General features: G+C 75.1%; 14 protein-coding genes. 6 read left to right on the top strand and 8 right to left on the bottom strand.

Annotated elements, in window-relative coordinates; genetic code table 11:
- Positions 1-87: 87 nt before the first annotated feature.
- The 6 genes from ACWGB8_RS10575 to ACWGB8_RS10550 all read right to left on the bottom strand — a co-directional run bounded on the left by ACWGB8_RS10575 (position 88) and on the right by ACWGB8_RS10550 (position 8,485).
- On the bottom strand, positions 88-1,308 hold the full coding sequence (locus ACWGB8_RS10575) for a DegT/DnrJ/EryC1/StrS family aminotransferase (RefSeq protein WP_452212237.1): 1,221 nt from the start codon (positions 1,306-1,308) through the stop codon (positions 88-90).
- The gene (locus ACWGB8_RS10570) at positions 1,305-2,813 is read right to left on the bottom strand and encodes a hypothetical protein (protein WP_452212235.1); all 1,509 of its coding nucleotides are present in this window, start codon (positions 2,811-2,813) and stop codon (positions 1,305-1,307) included. The genes ACWGB8_RS10575 and ACWGB8_RS10570 overlap by 4 nt, the downstream gene beginning before the upstream one ends.
- Entirely contained in the window at positions 2,813-3,904 is a 1,092-nt protein-coding gene (locus tag ACWGB8_RS10565; protein ID WP_452212233.1) for an N-acetyltransferase family protein, read from the bottom strand. The genes ACWGB8_RS10570 and ACWGB8_RS10565 overlap by 1 nt, the downstream gene beginning before the upstream one ends.
- A 90-nt stretch (positions 3,905-3,994) precedes the next feature.
- Positions 3,995-5,125 (bottom strand): glycosyltransferase, encoded by a 1,131-nt coding sequence (locus ACWGB8_RS10560; protein ID WP_452212231.1) that lies wholly within the window; start codon positions 5,123-5,125, stop codon positions 3,995-3,997.
- A complete protein-coding gene (locus ACWGB8_RS10555; RefSeq protein WP_452212230.1) occupies positions 5,122-6,888 on the bottom strand; it encodes an AAA family ATPase in 1,767 nt (588 codons plus the stop codon). Before ACWGB8_RS10555 ends, ACWGB8_RS10560 begins: the two co-directional genes overlap by 4 nt.
- 466 nt (positions 6,889-7,354) lie before the next feature.
- Complete coding sequence (locus tag ACWGB8_RS10550) at positions 7,355-8,485, bottom strand: glycosyltransferase family 4 protein (RefSeq protein ID WP_452212229.1); 1,131 nt, start codon at positions 8,483-8,485, stop codon at positions 7,355-7,357.
- Positions 8,486-8,796: 311 nt separating this feature from the next.
- Between ACWGB8_RS10550 and ACWGB8_RS10545 the strand changes: the two genes are divergently transcribed.
- From ACWGB8_RS10545 to ACWGB8_RS10520, 6 genes are all read left to right on the top strand, one after another.
- Entirely contained in the window at positions 8,797-9,912 is a 1,116-nt protein-coding gene (locus ACWGB8_RS10545) for a glycosyltransferase family 4 protein (RefSeq protein ID WP_452212227.1), read from the top strand.
- Between the two features lie 124 nt (positions 9,913-10,036).
- Positions 10,037-10,723, top strand: coding sequence for a thiol:disulfide interchange protein DsbA/DsbL (locus ACWGB8_RS10540; protein ID WP_452212225.1), 687 nt, complete (start codon positions 10,037-10,039; stop codon positions 10,721-10,723).
- A gap of 237 nt (positions 10,724-10,960) precedes the next feature.
- Entirely contained in the window at positions 10,961-11,863 is a 903-nt protein-coding gene (locus tag ACWGB8_RS10535) for an ABC transporter permease (protein WP_452212223.1), read from the top strand.
- Positions 11,853-13,055 (top strand): ABC transporter ATP-binding protein, encoded by a 1,203-nt coding sequence (locus tag ACWGB8_RS10530; RefSeq protein ID WP_452212222.1) that lies wholly within the window; start codon positions 11,853-11,855, stop codon positions 13,053-13,055. Before ACWGB8_RS10535 ends, ACWGB8_RS10530 begins: the two co-directional genes overlap by 11 nt.
- A 3-nt stretch (positions 13,056-13,058) precedes the next feature.
- Complete coding sequence (locus tag ACWGB8_RS10525) at positions 13,059-14,258, top strand: glycosyltransferase family 4 protein (RefSeq protein WP_452212220.1); 1,200 nt, start codon at positions 13,059-13,061, stop codon at positions 14,256-14,258.
- A 93-nt stretch (positions 14,259-14,351) separates the two neighbouring features.
- On the top strand, positions 14,352-15,239 hold the full coding sequence (locus ACWGB8_RS10520; protein ID WP_452212219.1) for an alpha/beta fold hydrolase: 888 nt from the start codon (positions 14,352-14,354) through the stop codon (positions 15,237-15,239).
- A gap of 145 nt (positions 15,240-15,384) precedes the next feature.
- On the opposite strand, the gene ACWGB8_RS10515 is transcribed toward ACWGB8_RS10520, so the two are convergent.
- Together ACWGB8_RS10515 and ACWGB8_RS10510 are read right to left on the bottom strand one after the other, a co-directional pair.
- Positions 15,385-16,131: an SAM-dependent methyltransferase gene (locus tag ACWGB8_RS10515; RefSeq protein ID WP_452212217.1), complete on the bottom strand. Its 747-nt coding sequence runs from the start codon at positions 16,129-16,131 to the stop codon at positions 15,385-15,387.
- A 210-nt stretch (positions 16,132-16,341) separates the two neighbouring features.
- On the bottom strand, positions 16,342-17,604 hold the full coding sequence (locus tag ACWGB8_RS10510; protein ID WP_452212215.1) for a glycosyltransferase: 1,263 nt from the start codon (positions 17,602-17,604) through the stop codon (positions 16,342-16,344).
- Positions 17,605-17,645 lie beyond the last annotated feature (41 nt).

The raw sequence follows: 17,645 nt of genomic DNA, 5'->3' as shown, positions 1-17,645 counted from the left end.
CAGGCCCCCCGGCCGGACATCCTGCCGATCCGGCGCGCCTGCGGTCCAACCCGGTTCACCCGATCCGCGTAACCCGGGGCGCCGCTGTCAGTCGGTGGGCAGGCGCTCCGCATACGCCTGGATCCGCACCACCGCGTCCGCGATCCGGCGCACGGTCGGGCGGTCCATCTGCGACCAGAGCGGCACCGTCAGCACCGAGGCGGCCAGCCGGTCGGTGACCGGCAGCGCCTCGGCCTGGCCCAGGTGCGCGTACGCCCGCTGGCGCTGGACCGGCGGGTGGAAGTAGCGCCGGGAGTCGATGCCCTCGGCCTTCAGCGCGGCGGCCAGCCGGACGGCGGTCAGTCCGAAGGCGTCGGCGTCCAGGATCAGTGTGAGGTCCTTGAAGGTGGAGACGTCGCCGACCTCGGGCAGGGCGAGCCGCAGGCCGGGCAGGCCGGTTGTCGCCCCGGCGAACTCCTCGACCAGTGTGCCCCGATGGGCCACCCGTTCGGGCAGCGCGGCCAGCCAGTTGAGGCCGACGGCGGCGTGCAGCTCGCTCATCCGGGCATTGAGTCCGGGGAAGAGCGTGTCGTAGTCGCCGGGGTTGCCGTAGTCGCGGGCGGTGCGCAGCCGGCGGGCGAGGTCGGCGTCCCGGGTGGCGACCAGGCCGCCCTCGCCGGCCACCGCGACCTTGGTCGGGCTCATCGAGAACACCTCGGCCCAGCCGAAGTTGCCGACCGGCACGCCCTTGCGGCGGCTGCCGAAGCCGTGCGCGGAGTCGTACACCAGCGGCACCCCGGCGGCGTCGGCGACCTCCTGGAGGCGCTCGGTCTGGCAGGGGGTGCCGTAGACGTGGGTGGCCATCAGCGCGGCGGGGCGGTCGGCGGCGGCCAGCCGGGCGGCGGCGTCCGCCGGGTCGAGGGTGATGTCCTGCTCGCGGGCCTCGGCGAAGACCGGGGTGCCGCCGGCCCAGTGGGCGGCGTGGGCGGTGGCGGAGAAGGTGAAGCCGGGCATCACCACCGGGCGGCCGTCGCCGAGTCCGGCGGCCTGCAGCACCAGCATGAGCCCCGCGGTGCAGTTGGAGACCGCCACCACGTGCGGGACGTCGAGCAACTTGGCCGCGGTCTCCTCCAGTTCGGCCACGGTCGGGCCGTTGGTGAGCTGTCCGCTGTCCAGCACGGTGCCCAGCCGCTCCAGCAGGGCGGCCCGGTCCGGCACCCGGACCCGGGTCAGCGGCAGGCCCTCGGGGAAGGCCGGGGTCCCGCCGAGGGAGGCGGGCAGTCCGTCGGCGGCGGAGGTGCGGGCGGTTCCGGTGGTTCCAGTGGTCATGGTGCGGGTGATCCCCCCTGCTCGGGTGACGCTCCATCGGGCCCCGGTCCGCCGATGCGGACGGGGTGGACTTCGGCCGGGGCGCCGCGCGGCCCCCACTGGCCGGGCGCAGTCCGCCAGAGGGGCGGTGTACGGCGCACGGCGGCGCGGCCCGCGGCGGCCGGGACGACCAGCAGGACCAGCACCAGCGGCAGCACCTGGACGCGTTCGCGCGACAGGATGCCCATGTTGTTGATCGTGGAGAACGCCCAGCAGAACAGCAGCGCGTAGACGGTGGTGAAGGCGATGTACGAGCGCTGCACGAACAGCCGGGGCAGCCTCTTCAGCCGCGGCCAGCTCCGGATGAACATCACCAGCAGCGCGAAGCACTCCACGGACTGGATCAGGTTCTGGACGTTGGACGCCTCGAACGGGAACGGGCGGAACAGCACGCTCACCACCGCCACCGGGAGCCCGGCCGGGTTGAGGCTGAACTTGGGCGCGGCGTCCTCGGGCGCGGTCGGGTTGATCATCGAGTTGCCCTGGCTGGTGCGCCGCGAGGTCTCGTTGAGCACCTGGTTGACCGCGTCGCCGCCGGTGCCCTCGGTGCCGAAGAAGGCGGACACCTGCTGGAGCATCAGCACCGCCATGCCGGCCAGCACCAGTGCGGTCAGGATGGTGCGCAATGGGCCGAGCGCGCTGGCCTGCTGCGGTCGCTTGCGCAGCACGTACGCGACCATCAGGCCGGCCCCGGCGAGGGCGGTGACGTGCGGGCGGACCATCGCGGTGCCGACCGAGCCGAGTGCGATGCAGGCGAAGGCGCCGAAGCGGCGGTCCAGCAGCCGGGCGGTGCCGTAGACGGTCAGGCCCAGGCAGAACATCATCCAGGCGTCCTTGCCGATGCTGGACGGCCAGAACAGCAGCGAGGGCAGGAAGAACACCAGCTTGGCGTAGCGCCGGGAGTCGGCCTCCGGGAAGGCGATCTGCAGGGCCCGCCAGAACAGCAGCAGGCCCCAGAAGCCGAGCCAGGAGAAGACCAGGAAGCCGCCGATCAGCGAGGGGCCGGTGATCGCGTACACCACGCCGGTGACGATGATGACGAAGCCGGTGCCGGCGACCTTCATCCCGAGGTCGTAGTGCAGGCCGGTGCCGAGCAGGTCCGCCTGGCCGAGGTGGAGCGCGAGGGCGCTGCCCTTCTGGTGGTACATCTTGGCGTCGGCCGCGCCGCCGTACAGCACGAAGGCCATCAGGTAGCGCGGGAAGGCGCAGAGCAGTTTGAGGGCCATCGCCAGCATCAGCAGGCGGAAGACGTCGCGTTCGGGGTTGGCGGCGGCGACCCGGACGAGGATCGGGGTGCCGACGGCCATCAGCACCGGGAGGATCAGCAGCGCCCCCCAGGTGTCGTACGAGGTGTGCACCATCGCGAGCACGAAGACCGTGATGTACGCCGTCACCAGGGTGCCCGCGAGGACGGACGGCCAGGGCACCCGGTCGAGCACCGCCCTGGCCGTCGGGGGCGCGGGCATCAGAAGACCTCCAGGTCGCCGAGCGAGAAGCGCCAGGAGTCCAGGGTGAGCGGGGTGGTGCCGGTGGGGGTGCGGGCGGCCAGGGTCATCCCGGTGCGCGGGGCCCGCAGGTAGCCGGTGCGCAGGGCGGCCCGGGCGGCCTCGGTGCCGGGGGAGAGGTGGGTGGCGACATGGTCGCAGCCCGCCCCGGCGGCGGCCCGCAGCAGCCGGGCCGCGCTCTCCCGGTCGCCGGGCCGGACCAGGACGTCGGCGAGGGTGAACTCGGCGAGCGGGCCGCGCCGGCGGGGCCGGCCGAAGGCGACCCCGGTGAGCTCGCCGCCGCGGTGCCAGGTGAGCACCCGGTAGTCCAGGCCCGGGGCGCGGCCGTAGCGCCACTCCAGGAACGCGCGGGTGCGGTGCACGGCGAGCCGGCGGTCGGCGGCGTCGGCGAGGGCGCGTTCGCGGAGCAGTTCGGCGAGCGGCCCCTCAGCCGGCTGGGCGGTGAACCAGTCGGCGGCGGTGGGCAGTTCGCAGCGCAGTCCGGCACTGCCGGCAACCGCCGAGGCGGCCGTGCTCGCCGAGGCGGCCGCGGCGGGGCGGCGGGCCAGGGCGGCGCGGACACCGCGGGCGAAGGCCGCCGGACGGACCGGACGCAGCGCGACCGGCACCTGGCCGAGCTCCTGCCAGCCCATCTTCCGATACCCGGGCAGGCTGTTGCCGTTCGGCGTGTTGAACACCAACTCGGCGTCCCCGGAGACCTTTTCGAGCAGGTCGAGGGTGAGCCTGCGGAAGATGCCGCGGCCCTGGAAGTCCGGGTGGGTGGCGGTGTCGACCGGGCGGACCGCCTCGACGACCCGCCCGCCGGTGCCGTCGCGCCACTGCCAGCGCAGGAACAGCCGGACGCCGGCGAGCCGCCCGTCCGGGGTCTCGGCGAGGAGCCCCGGGCTGGCGCCGAACGGGTTGTCGCGGTGCTTCCAGTGGAAGAACGCGGCGCTGCGGGTGCCGGTGGGACCGCCCGCCAGCGAGGCGGTCAGCAGGTCCAGGACCGCCGGGACGTCGGGGGACGCGAGCGGGCGGAAGGTCAGCTCGGCGGGGGCGGGCAGGGCACTCACGGCCGGGGTCGGTTCCCTTCGGGGGTGGCGATGGGCGGCGGGGTGGCGATGGCGGCGGGGGAGGGCGCGGGGGCGCCGGGTCCGGGCCGGTCAGCTCCGCAGGACCAGCTCGTACACGGCCTCCACGGACCGCTGGGCGCCCGCCACGTCGAAGCCCTTGGAGCGTTCGCGGGCCGCCGCGCCGAGGCGGGCGCGCAGGCCGGTGTCGGTGGCGAGGCCGGCCAGGGCGGCGGCCAGGGCCGCCGGGTCGCCGGGGGGCACCAGCCGGCCCTGGACGCCGTCGTCCAGCACCTCGGGCATGCCGCCGACCCGGGTGACGACGGCGGGCAGGCCGCTGGTCATCGCCTCCATCAGGGCGACCGGCAGGCCCTCCTGGCGCGAGCTGAGAGTGAACACGTCCAGGGCGGGCAGCAGTCGGGGCACGTCCGGGCGCGAGCCGGTGAACAGCACGCTCCCGGCGAGGTCCGGTTCGGCGGCCCGGGCACGCAGGGGCGCGTCCAGCGGGCCGGAGCCGATCAGCACCAGCCGGGCCCCGGGGTGCTCGCGGCGCAGCAGGGCGTGGGCGGCGAGCAGGCCCGCCTGGTCCTTCTTCGGGGTCAGGTTGCCGACCGTGCCGACCACGAACGCGTCCGCCGGCAGCCCGAGTTCGGTGCGGGCGTCGGCCCGGGCGGCTGGCCCCCCGGGGGCGCCGGCGAGGTCCGGGCCGTGGTGGACCACCCGGATCTCCGCGCCGGGACGGCGCCGCTTGGCCGGGACGGACCGCTCGACCGCCCGCGACACGGCGATCACCGCGTCGTTGCGCCGGTAGGTGAGGGCGTTGGCCCAGCGGGTGGGCGTGCGGTAGCGCTCCCAGACGTTGTGCTCGGTGTGCACCAGCCGGGGCGAACCGGCGGTGGGCGCGAGCAGCCGGGCGGCGGTCGCCGGAATCGGCATGTGGGTGTGCACCACGGCGTAGCGGCGCTCGGCGAGCAGCCGGCGCAGCCGCAGCGGCCAGCGCGGATCGGCCCGCCCCGGGGTGCCGGGGACGCCGCCGAGGCAGTGCACCCGCACCCCTGCCGCCTCCAGGTCGGTGGCCAGCGCGTCCTTCCACGGCAGCACGTACGCGACCTCGATCTCGTACCGGTCGGTGTCAGCGTGGCGCGCGCAGTTCACCAGCAGCTGCTCGGCGCCGCCCCGGCCCAGGCCCTTGGCGAGCCAGAGCACCCGGATCCGCCCGCTCACCGGTCCTCCGCCTCGCGCAGCAGGGCCTGCTTGCCGTGCTCGCCGGGCGGGGCGCCGTTGACGCCGCCGTCCTTGAGCTCCGGGCCGCCGGTCACCGCGCGTCGGGCCCAACTGGGCGTGGGGCGCTCCGGCGCGGGCGGCTGCGGTCCGCGGGGCAGGGCGGGCTGGCCGGTCCGCGGGCCCGGTCCGGCCGAGGCGGCGCCCGCGGTGGCGCGCCGCCGGCGCCCGGTGCTCCCGTACGTGCCGAGCAGGGCGACCCCGGCCACCGGCACGCCGGTGCGGGAGAGCAGCTCGGCGACCCGTTCGCCCTGCTCGGGTGCGGAGTTGCCGCTGCGGACGGCGACCAGCACGGCGTCCGCGTGCTGCACCAGGTCGTAGGCGTCGTTGGCGTGCAGCAGCGGCGAGGTGTCGACCAGGATGACGTCCGCGTGCCGCCGGGCCCGGCGCAGCACCTCCCCGGCCCGCAGTACCAGGGCGGCCGGGTAGGCGGTGGGGTTGCCGCCGGTGATCAGGGTGACGCCCTCGACGTTGGTCGGGCGGATCAGCTCGTCCAGTTCGCCGAGCTGCTCGCCGCTGAGGAGTTCGGCCATGCCGGGGCCGCTGCCGACGCCGAGGTGGGCGTGGACCTGCGGGTGGCGGAAGTCGCAGTCCAGGACGAGGACTTCGCGCCCGGTCTCGGCGAGCGCGGCGGCCAGGTTGGCGACCGTGGTGGTCCGGCCGTCGCCGCTGCGGGCCGAGGCGACCAGGACGACCGGGGCCGGGTGGGCCTGCCGCCGGGCGGCGGCCCGGTGCTGCTCCTCGGGGCCGCCGGTCGGCAGCGCGAGCGTGTCCGGACCGGTGAGCAGCAGGGTGGAGCGCAGCGAGCGGTACGCCTCGGCGGCCGGGTCGGAGGGCCGGGCGCGCACCAGCGGTTCGCGCAGCCTGCGCAGCCGGCGCGACAGCTGCGGGATCTCCCCGATGACCGGCAGGTGGAACGCCTCCTCGACCGCGTTGCGGCTGCGCAGCCGGGTGTCCATCCGGCTCAGCATCAGGGCGGCCACCACGCCCAGGCCCAGGCCCAGGCCGGTGGCCAGGCCGAGCCGGACGGTGCGGCTGGGGGAGGAGAACAGGCTGCCGGCGTTCTCCCGGGCGTCGGTGCTGCCCCACTGCTGGATGGCGTCGGTCTGGGTGGAGTTCTGCAGCTTGCTGATCGCGGTGAGGGTGGCGGTCAGCGAGGTGGACGCGGCGTTCAGCTTCGGCTGCAGCTTGGGCTGGTCGGCGGCCGAGGAGCGGCTGAACTGCTGCTGCACCTCGTTGAGTTGGCGCTGCTGCTCGTCGGCCTGGGCCTGCAGCTTCTTGATCGTCTCGGCGGCGCTCCTGGCGGACTCGTCGCTGAAGCCCTGGATGATGGCGGCCGAGTACGCGGAGGCGAGGTCGGTGCAGGACTGCCGGGTCGGCCCGAGCGTCGCGATCGAGAGCATCTGGGCGCTGTCGGCGGTCACCGTGCGGCGGGCGATCACCTCGGCCGGATCGGCGATGCCGAGCTGCTTGGCCGCCGCCACCGCGACGTCCGCGCCCTGGGCGTACGAGAGCACCTGGTCGGCCCGGACGGTGTCGCCGGCGCCCGCGACCGGGGTGATCGCGACCTTGCACGTCCATTTGGAGTTGTCCACCGTGTCGCCGGCCGGGGTGAGGGCCCAGCCGACGGCGAGCGCGGCCACGGTGCAGCCGACGAGCAGCCGCCAGTACCGGCGCAGGACGGTGAAGTGGTTTGCCGGTTCCACCGGTCGGATCCCCTCGCGTTCGTGGTGCGGTGGTGCTGCGGAGCCCCCGGCCCGGAGCTGCCCGGCCGGTGAGCGCGATGTCGGGGTGCGGCTGCTACCCGGGGATCACCTGTGGCACGGGTGACCCGCGGTCGCGCGCGGTGCGGTGGAATCCCTCGGCTGGTGTCCCAACACGGCCCCCCTGACGGCTCGCTCCCCCCGAGCGGTGCCGTACGGGCCCCACGCCGCGGCCCGCTGCCCCGCCCTGCCGGCACGGCCCCCCGCAGTCGGCCGCACCGCTCCCCCAAGCGATGCTTGCCGTCCGCGACGTGCGGCGCAACCGCTTTGGCAATACTCGGAGCCGGGATTTGCCGACGCCCGGTCAGATCGGGCCATCCACCCTCCGTGTGCGGTCGGACCTGGCCCCGGTGACGGTCCCGGAGCATCGGCGGAGCCCTGTCCCCGGAGCCCGTCCCGGGTGCCCGCCCTAGACCGGCCGCACGCGCAACGAGTGCTCGTAGAACTCGACCATCTGGGCGGACACCTGGTGCAGCGTGAAGGAGGTGAGGAAGCGCGCCCGCGCCGACTTCGCCCGCACCTGTGCGGACGCCCGGTCGCCTAGCGTGTCGGCCAGCGCCTCCGCCAGCTCGGCCGGCCGCTCCGGCGGCACCAGCCGCGCGTAGTCCTCCGAGCCCACCGTCTCCCGCAGCGCCGGCACGTCCGAACAGACCAGCGGCACTCCGACCCCCATCGCCTCCATCGCCGCGCTGCCCAGCCCCTCCCAGCGGGACGGCACCGCCAGCGCGTCCGAGGCGGCCATCAGGTCGAAGACGTCCCGCCGCTCGCCCAGGAACCGCACCTGCCCGGCCTCCCGGGCCAGCGCCTCCAGCCGGGCCGTCTCGCCGCCCCCGCAGCCGGCCAGCAGCAGCACCGCGTCCGGCTCCGCGGCCAGCACCGCCGGCCACGCCTCCAGCAGCACGTCCAGGCCCTTCTGGTACTGCTGCCGGGCCGCCGCCAGCACCACCGGCACCTCCGGCGGCAGCCCGAGCCCGGCCCGCACCGCCTCCCGCCGCTCCGGCGTGACGGTGCCCAGCAGCTCCGGATCCCGCCCGCGCGGCACCACGTCGATCCGCGAGCGCGGCACCCGCAGCCGCTGCGCCATCGCCCCTGCCACGTGCCGGGTCAGCGCGTGGAAGCGGCGGGTGCCCTGCGCGGTCACCGCGTCCACCGCCTGTGCCGCACGCACCTTCCACGGGTTCAGCCCGCGCGCGTACCGGTGCTCGGGCCCGTACGCGGAGTTGACCAGGCTGGACACCACCGGCACCCCCGCCGAGAGCGCCGCCGTGCGGCCCAGCACGTCCGACTCGTACAGCGTGGTGTGGACCAGGTCCGGCCGGCGCTCGCGGACCAGCCTGCGCAGCGCCGCGACCGCGCCCCCGCGCCCCGACTGCGGCAGGCCGAACACCTGCGCCCCCGCCGCCACCAGCTCCGGCTGGAACCCGCCGGGCGAGTCCTTGAGGTACGCGACGTCGAGCCGTACCCCGGCCCGCACCAGCGGCGGCGCCATCGCCATCAGCCCCTGCTCGGCCCCGCCCACCCGGCTCACGCTGTCGATCACATAGAGCACATGCACAGGCCAACCCCCCGGGCTCCTGGGCGCGTCCGGCCTCCCATGCCGGGCCGCACCCTGACTGGCGATCAGCATCGCAGGTGGCCCGCCCGCCCGCCAGGGAATCGGCCACTCCGGGCCGCGCGCCCGGGGGAGCGAAGGGGGCGGCGAACGGCGCTCGCCGGGGCGCACAGACCGCACCGGAAGCCGTCCAGCGTGAACGACCGGCGCACCGACACGTCAGGGCGCGGGCGCACGCACCACCACCAGGTTGCGCGAAGGGGCTGTACCGCGCCGGGCCCTGTGCCAAGGTCATTCCCATGCCCGACGCCACGTCGGCCACGACGGCCGGAACCCGCCCCCGCATCCTGCACGTGATCACCGACCCGCGCCGGCGAGGAGCCCAGAACCTCGCCCGCGACCTCCACCGCGAACTGCGCCGCCGGGGCCAGGGATCCGCCCTGCGCGCCCTCGCCCCGCACCCCGACACCCGCCCCGGCACCCCCGGTGCCCCCACCCTCACCACCGTCCTCGGACCCCGGCGCCTGCACCCCGCCACCCTCCTCGGACTGCGCTCCGCCGCCCGCACCGCCGACCTGGTGGTCGCCCACGGCTCCAGCACCCTGCCCGCCTGCGCCCTCGCGCTCGCCGCCTCCCGCACCCCCTTCGTCTACGTCAGCATCGGCGACCCCCGGCACTGGACCGGCAGCCCCGCCCGCCGCCTGCGCACCGGCGCCCTGCTGCACCGCGCCGCCGCCGTCACCGCCCTCTCCGACGAGGCCCGGGCCGTCCTCCTCGACCACTACCGGCTGCCCGGCACCCGGGTGCGCACCATCCCCAACGCCCGCGCCGCCGAGCGCTACCTGCCCGCCCGCGACGACGCCGAACGCCGCGCCGCCCGCCAGGCACTCGGCCTGCCCGGCGACGGCCTGCTGGTCGCCTGGGTCGGCGCGATAGCCCCCGAGAAGCGCCTCGACCTCGCCCTCGACACCCTCGACCGGCTGCCCGACGTCCGGCTCGCCGTCGCCGGCGCCGGACCGCTGCGCACCGCCCTCGAACGCCACCCCGCCGCCGCCCGCGCCCACTTCCTCGGCACCCTCGCCGACCCCTCCCCGCTCTACCGGGCGGCCGACGCCCTGCTGCTCACCAGCGACAGCGAGGGCGTCCCCGGCGTCCTGATCGAGGCCGCCCTCGCCGGACTGCCCGCCGTCGCCACCGACGTCGGCTGGGTCTCCTCGGTCGTCCGGCACGGCGCCACCGGAGCCCTGGTCGCCCCCGGCGACCCGGCCGCCCTCGCCGAGGCCCTGGCCAAGGTGCTCGCCGGCGACCGCGCCACCCTCGGCGCAGCCGCCCGTGAGCATGCACTGGCCCGCTTCGAACTCGGCGTCGTGGTGGACGCCTGGCAGCAGCTCTTCGCCGACCTCACCGGCCGCTGAGCCGCTGAGCCCTGTCCGGCCTGGCCGAGGGGGTATGGCCGGGCTGCGCCGAACGGGCGAATCCCGGCCACGCCGCCCCCGCGTGACTGGCCGACCCCGCACCGTCACCGCCACACTCCCCGGTGTGAAATCCCTGCTGAAGTCCACCGTCCTGCTGGCCGTCGCCACCGGGATCGCCGCGACCCCCGTCCAGGCCGGCGCCGTCACCCGCGAACCTCCCCGCGAGGGCACCCAGTACAGCCGCACCGACCAGCCGCAGTCGGTGCGCGAGAGCACCCGCACCGAGGCCGTCGAGTTCTTCTGGTACAGCTGCGGGCACTCCCAGGAGCTGGAGCAGCCGCTCCAGCAGTGGGCCGCCCGCCACACCGCCGACGTCGAGCTGCGCCGGGTGCCCGCCATCTGGCAGGGCAGCCCGGAGGAGCGGGTGCAGCGCGGCCACGCCCGCCTCTACTACACGCTGGAGCGCCTCGGCCTGGTCGAGCAGCTGCAGACGGGCGCCTTCCACGCCGTCCGGGCGGAGAAGGCCGACCTGACCGACGAGACCGGTGCGGTCGCCTGGGCCGTCCGCCAGGGCGTCGACGCCCAGCGGTTCCGCGACGCCTACCGCTCGTCCGAGGTGGACCGCTCGATCGCCGACGCCATCGAGCAGTTCACCCGGTACGGCATCAACGAGCTGCCCACCGTGGTCGTCCAGGGCCAGTACCGCACCTCGCCGACCAGCGCCGGCGGCGCGAAGGAGATGCCCGCCGTCCTCGACCACCTCGTCCAGCAGGACCAGGAGGCCAGGAAGAAGGAGCAGGACAAGCGCTGACGCCGGGTCCGCGGACCCCGGCGGCCGTACCGAAGGGCCCTGCGGCGCTGTGCCGGAGGGTCCTTCGGCACCACCCCCCGCACGCCGTCGGACGGCGTGCGATCACCTTCACTGAACCGACCCCCGCCCGCCACACTCTGTGCCAGAGTGGACACCGGGCCGCACCGCCGGGCGACGAACTGCCGTGGCGACGGGCCCACTTCTCGATACCGGCGGTACCGGAGAGGGCAGGGGTCCGTGGGGGGACAACGCGCGCAGCTCGTCGACGAGCACGCCAGCCAGCACATCGGGGCGCAGCGGCGGCCGGCCGCCGACGGCCCCCCGCCCGAACTGGTCTTCAAACGCCGGCTGCGACCCGCGCAGGTCGCCCGCGAGCTCTGGGGTGCACGGGAGCTGGTCCGCGCCCTGGCCGAACGCGACCTGCGGGCCCGGTACAAGCAGGCGGTCCTCGGCTTCGCCTGGGCGGTGCTCACCCCGCTCGCGCTCTGCGCCATCTTCACCCTGGTCTTCCGCCGGGCCGTGCACGTCGACACCGCGGGCGCCGCGTACCCGCTGTTCGCCTACGTCGGCCTGATCGTCTGGCAGTTCTTCTCCAACACCATGAACCAGGGCGCGCTGAGCCTCGCCAACAACCTCAGCCTGCTCAACAAGGTGTACTGCCCCCGCGAGGTCTTCCCGCTGGCCACCATGCTGGTCGCCACCGTGGACATGCTGATCGGCACGGCCGTCCTCGGCCTGCTCTTCCTGGTCTTCTGGACCGCGCCGGCCGCCACCCTGCTCTGGGTGATCCCGCTGCTGGGCATCCAGTTCGCCTTCACCTACGGCATCGCGCTGATCCTCTCGGTCGCCGTCGTCTACCTGCGCGACGTCCGCCACCTGCTGCCGATCATCACGCAGATGGGCGTGTTCGCCACCCCGGTCGCCTATCCGCTGGGCCAGATCCCGGACTACCTGCAGAAGGTCTACGTCGGCATCAACCCGCTCGGCGCCGTCATCGAGGGCTACCGCAACGCCCTGCTGTACGGCGCGGCACCCGAGTTGGCGCTCACCGCCATCGCCGCCGGCTCCTCGCTGGTCTTCCTGGTCGGCGGCTACCTGCTGTTCAAGAAGCTCGAAACGGGGATCGCCGATGTCGCCTAGCCAGGACCTCCCGCTCGGCACCATCCGGACCGAGCAGGTGTGGAAGCGCTTCAAGGCCGACCAGCAGCGGATGCTGCTGCGCGACAAGGTCGACGCGGTGGCCCGCCGGCTGCGCGGCGGCAAGGGCGAGGACTGGCGCTGGGCACTGCGCGACATCACCATGCACATCGAGCCCGGCGAGGCGGTCGGCCTGATCGGCTCCAACGGTTCCGGCAAGTCCACGCTGCTCAAGATGCTGACCCGGGTGATGTACCCGTACGGCGGGATCATCGACGTCCGCGGCCGGATCGGCGCGCTGATCGAGATCCGGGCCGGCATTCACCCCGACCTGACGGGCCGGGAGAACATCTACCTGTTCGGGGCGCTGCTCGGCCTGCGCCGCCGCGAGGTGGCCGGCCGGTTCGACGCCATCGTGGAGTTCGCCCGGCTCGGCGGCGCCATCGACCGGCAGGTGAAGTTCTACTCCTCCGGCATGCAGATGCGCCTAGGCTTCGCCGTCGCCGCCTACCTGGAGCCGCACGTCCTGCTGGTCGACGAGGTGCTCGCGGTCGGCGACGCGGTCTTCCAGCAGCGCTGCCTGGACCGCATGCGCGAGGTCGCCGAACAGGGCACCACCATCGTCTTCGTCTCCCACGACCTGCCCGCCGTCGAGTCCATCTGCCGCCGCGGGATCTGGCTGGAGCAGGGCTCCGTCCGGGTCGACGCCGGCATCAAGGAGGCCCTGGCCGGCTACCGCGACTCCATCGAGGCGCAGTCCGAGGCGAGCGCCCGGGTCGGCGAACCGCTCCAACTCCTCAAGCACACCGTGCTCGGCGAGGACGGCCGGGAGAACCTCACCACCGACGAACCGGTCACCGTCGAACTCACCCTCGGCGGCGACTACCGCGGCGACGCCACCCTGCACCTGGGCGTCAGCGAGGGCACCTCCAGCCCGATCTTCCAGATCAGCCACGAGATCCGGCTCACCGGCGACGACCACCAGGTGGCCTGCGTCATCCCGCGGCTGCCGCTGCCCCGCGGCCGCTACACGCTCTGGCTGGGCGTCTACAGCATCGGCAGGACCGACGGCGGGACGCTGATGAGCTGGCACTCCGCCGGGCAGTTCGACGTCTTCGGCCCGATGCTCGACACCCCGCCCCGCGCCGTCGTCCTGGCCGCCCCCGTCTTCGTCCCGCACCACTGGGAGGAGTGAGCCGTGCAGCCCGTCCGGGTGCTCGTCCACCTCAACAACCTCGCGCTGGGCGGCGCCCAGCTCAACGCCGTCGACATCGCCCGCACCATGCGCGACCGCGGCCACCACCCGGTGCTGTTCGCCCAGGGCATCGCCGGACCGGCCCCGCTGGTCGAACTCGCCGCCAGCCACGGCCTGGAACTCGTCGTCGCCGGCGATCCGCAGACCCCGCACCGGGAGGTCCGCCGCCGGCTGCGCGCGGTCGCCGCCGAGCACGGCAGCCAGCTGCTGCACGCCTGGGAGGTCCGGGCGGCGCGCAACTCCTTCTTCGGGCCCGGCCGTTACGGTCGCCTCCCGGTCGTCACCACCTTCTACGGCATCCGGATGCTGCGCGGAATGCCCCGTCACCAGCCGCTGGTGCTCGGCCTCGGCGCGCTGCTGGGCGACGGCCGGGCCTTCGGCCACCGGGACGTCAGCCTGATCGAACCGCCCGTCAACACCGCGACCGACGCCCCCGGGCAGGTCGACGGCGCCGCCTTCCGGCGCGAACACGGCATCCGCGACGACGAGTTGCTGCTCTCCATCGTCACCCGCCTGGTGCCCGACCTGGAGAAGGACGCCGGCGCCGAACTCACCGTCGACGCGGTGCGCCACCTCGACGACCCGCGGCTGCGGCTCGCCGTGGTCGGCGCCGGCCCCAGCCTGGACGGGCTCCGGGCCCGCGCGGCCGCCGTCAACGCCGAGCTGGGACGCGAAGCCGTCCTGGTGCCCGGCCAGTTGGCCGACCCCCGGCCCGCGTACCAGGCCGCCGACATCGTCCTCGGCATGGGCGGCTCCGCGCTGCGCGGCCTGGCCTTCGGGAAGCCGGTGATCGTGCACGGCGCGGCGGGCTACACCGCCCTGCACGAACCGGGCCCGCTGGTCGAACCGCACGCCTCCCGCTGCATGTACGGCTTCGGCGACGGCAGCCGCTCGCCCGCCGCCCTCGCCGAGCAGATCCGCGCCCTGGCGGACGACCCGGAACGCCGCGCCGAGCTGGGCGGTTGGGGGCGCGACTGGGTGGTCGGACGGTTCTCGCTGGAGACCGTCACCCGCGCCTTCGAGGAGCTGTACGCGCGGGCGCTGGCGCGGCCGGCCGGGGCCGGGCCCTGGCTGCGGGACCTCGAACAGATGGTGCGGTACGAGTTCACCAAGCCGGCGGCGCTGCGGCTGCTGGGGCGGTGAGGCGGGTGGGTGTGTGGGGTGAGGGAGTGAGGTGAGGGGCCGGGGTTCGGGTGCGCCTTTACCTAACTGGTACGTGCGTGTTTAATGGTTAGCATGACGAACTCGGCCTTCCTCCCGGCGTTCCCCGACATCCGCCACCGCCACGTCGACGTCGACGGGCTGCGGATCTTCTACCGCGAGACCGGCCCCCAGGACGCCCCGGTGCTCCTGCTGCTGCACGGATTCCCCTCCGCCTCGCACCAGTTCCGCCGGCTCTTCGACGCCCTCGGCACCCGCTACCGCCTGATCGCCCCCGACTACCCCGGCTTCGGGCACAGCGCCGCCCCCGCGCCGACCGACTTCACGTACCGCTTCGACACCCTCGCGGACGTCGTCGAGGGCTTCTGCCGCACCCTCGGCCTCGACCGGTTCGCCCTCTACGTCTTCGACTTCGGCGCCCCCGTCGGCCTGCGCCTGGCCACCCGCCACCCCGAGTGGATCACCGGCCTGATCGTCCAGAACGGCAACGCCTACGAGGACGGACTCTCCGACCTCGCCCGCGAGTTCATCGCCAACCGACCCGGCGTCGACGGCGCCGAGGACCGCGTCCGCGGCATCCTCACCGAGGAGATGACCCGCGGCCAGTACGAAGGCGGCACCGGCGAACCCGAGTTCGTCGCCCCCGACGGCTGGACCCTCGACCAGCACTTCCTCGACCTGCCCGGCCGCAAGGACATCCAGGTCGAACTCGCCCTCGACTACCACAGCAACCTCGACCGCTACCCCGAGTTCCAGCAGTGGCTGCGCGAGGCCCAGCCGCCCACCCTGATCGTCTGGGGCCGCAACGACATCTTCTTCACCGAGCCCGGCGCCCGCGCCTTCCTGCGCGACGTCCCCGGCGCCGAACTGCACGTCCTGGACACCGGGCACTTCGCGCTGGAGGAGAAGCTGCCGGAGATCGCGCCGCTGATCGCCGACTTCCTGGAGCGCACGCAGAAGTAGCCGACGGGGTGCGGCGCGGTGCGGCGCGGTGCGGCGCGGTGCGGTCGATCGGCTGCGGGCGCGGCGGTGGGTCCGGTCGGTGGAGGGCTCGGTCGGTCGGTGGCGGACGCGTTCGGCTGCGGGCCGGCGGTCGCTGCAGGGCCGGTCAGCTGCGTCGCAGCAGGAGGGTGACGAAGCCCAGCGTCCCGCGGTAGCCGCGCAGCCAGCCCGTGCGGTGGAGCTCCGCGGCCTCCCGGGCGGCCGGCGCGTCCGGGTGCTCCGGGTGGTCCAGCGCCCACTCCGCCAGCGAACCCGTCCAGGACAGCTCGTAGTCGTCCCACTCCTGCGCGCTGCTGACGTGCCCGTACACCGGCGTCCACCCCAGGCCGGCCACCTGCCCGGTGGTCGTCGCCAGATCCGCGTAGTCCTCCGCCGACGCGCCCAGGCCCTCCAACGCCGCCCGGGACGGCTCACGCTCCCAGAACGCCTCGCCCACCAGCACCTGCCCGCCCGGTGCCAGCAGCTCCCCGGCCGCCTCCAGCGTCGCCGCCAGACCGCCGAAGGCGTGCGTCGACCCCACGTTCAGCACCAGGTCGAACGGCTCGGTACTCCCGAACTCCCGCGCGTCCACGTGGTGCAGCCCCAGCCGACGCACCACGCCGACGGCCTGCGCCACCTCCCGGGCCCGGGTCAGCGCGGCGGCGTCCAGGTCCACCCCGACCGCCCGCCAACGGGGCCGCGCCGCCAGCGCCCGGATCAGCCACCCCGCTTCGCCGCAGCCGAGGTCCACGGCCCGGCCCTCCTCCGTCCGCGCGGTCGCCCGCGTGAGCAGCCGGTCCACCGCCTCGTCCGAGAGGGGGGCCGCGATGGGGTGGTGGGCGTGTGCGATGCGGGAGATCATCTGGCGGTTCATTCGAACAGTGTGCGCCCGCGGAGCCCGTCCTGTCCGGCAGTCGGCGTACGCGCCGCGGCGGGGTCGGTTCGGGTCGGCGCAGGTGTCGCGGTCGTAGCGGTCGTAGCGGTTGTCGCCGTTGCCGCGGGCGTGGGGTCCGGCGGGCCGCCGGGGCGGGGCGGGTCGGCGGGTCCGTGGGTCCGGCGGGGTCGCTCCTGGACCGGGCGCCGCTCAGCCCGGGTACGTCCGGCCCTTCCACGCGGCACCCCGGCCGCGCCAGTGCTGCACGGCCGAGTCCACCGTCATCAGCAGGTACAGCGCCGCCGTGAACGGGAGCAGCAGCGCAGCCGGCGCCGGCCGCCCGTAGTACCGGAGCATCGGCAGGTACGTACCCGCCATCACCGCCCACGCCGCACCGCCCGCCACGGCCACCGGCAGCTCCGCCGCCACCGCCCCCGCGACCGCCGCCACCGGCGGAACCAGGTACACCAGCGCCAGCCCGGCCACGGTACCGAGCAGCAGCAGCGGCGAATGCCCCAACTGGGCGTACGCGCTGCGCGACACCATCCGCCACAGCTGCGCCAGCCGCGGGTACGGGCGCACCGAGTCCACCTGCTCGGCCAGCCCCAGCCAGATCCGGCCGCCACTGCGCCTCACGGCCCGCGCCAGCGACACGTCGTCGATCACCGCCCCCCGGATCGCCGCCACCCCGCCCGCCCGCTCCAGCGCCTCCCGCCGCACCAGCGAACAGCCGCCCGCCGCCGCGGCCGTCCGCGCCCCCGGCCGGTTGCTGCGGCGGAACGGGTACAACTGAGCGAAGAAGTACACGAAGGCCGGCACGATCAGCCGCTCCCAGCCGGTCTCCGTCCGCAGCCGGGCCATCTGGGAGACCAGGTCCAGCCGGTTCGCCTCGGCCGCGGCCACCAGGTCCGCCAGCGAATCCGGGCCGTGCGCGATGTCGGCGTCGGTGAGGAGCAGGTACTCCGCGTCCGGACCGGCCAGCTCCACGCCGTGCCGCAGCGCCCACAGCTTCCCCGTCCAGCCCGCGGGCAGCGGGGGAGGCGTGGTCACCGTCAGCGGCAACCCGCCGTCCTGCCCGGGGCCGTCCTGCCGGGGTCCGTCCTGCGCCGGGCCGACGTGTGCCGAGTCCGCGTGCCCCGGGTTCGCGGGCGCCGCCTTCCGACGGTCCCCGGGTGCGGGACCGGGCCGGGACGCCAGGGCGAGCGCCAGCGCCCCGGTGCCGTCCGAGCTGTGGTCGTCCACCAGGATCACCCGCGCCCGCCCCGGGTACTTCTGCCCCAACAGGCTCGGCAGGCTCACCGGCAGCACCCCGGCCTCGTCCCGCGCCGGCACCACCACCGCCACCGACGGCCAGCGCACCGGCCTCGGCCGCGGCGGCAGCCGGACGTCCGTCCGCCAGAACATCCCGTGGCAGCAGGCCAACCACACCCAGACGGCCAGGGAAACGACAGCGATCCACAGCAGCACGGTCACCCCGCCAGTCTCCCGGAACCCGCCGCCGCAGCGGCGGAGCG

The sequence above is a fragment of the Kitasatospora sp. NPDC054939 genome, from assembly GCF_053610105.1.
The sequence above is the reverse complement of the archived record's forward strand: the minus strand, read 5'-3'. Positions and strand labels throughout refer to the sequence as shown.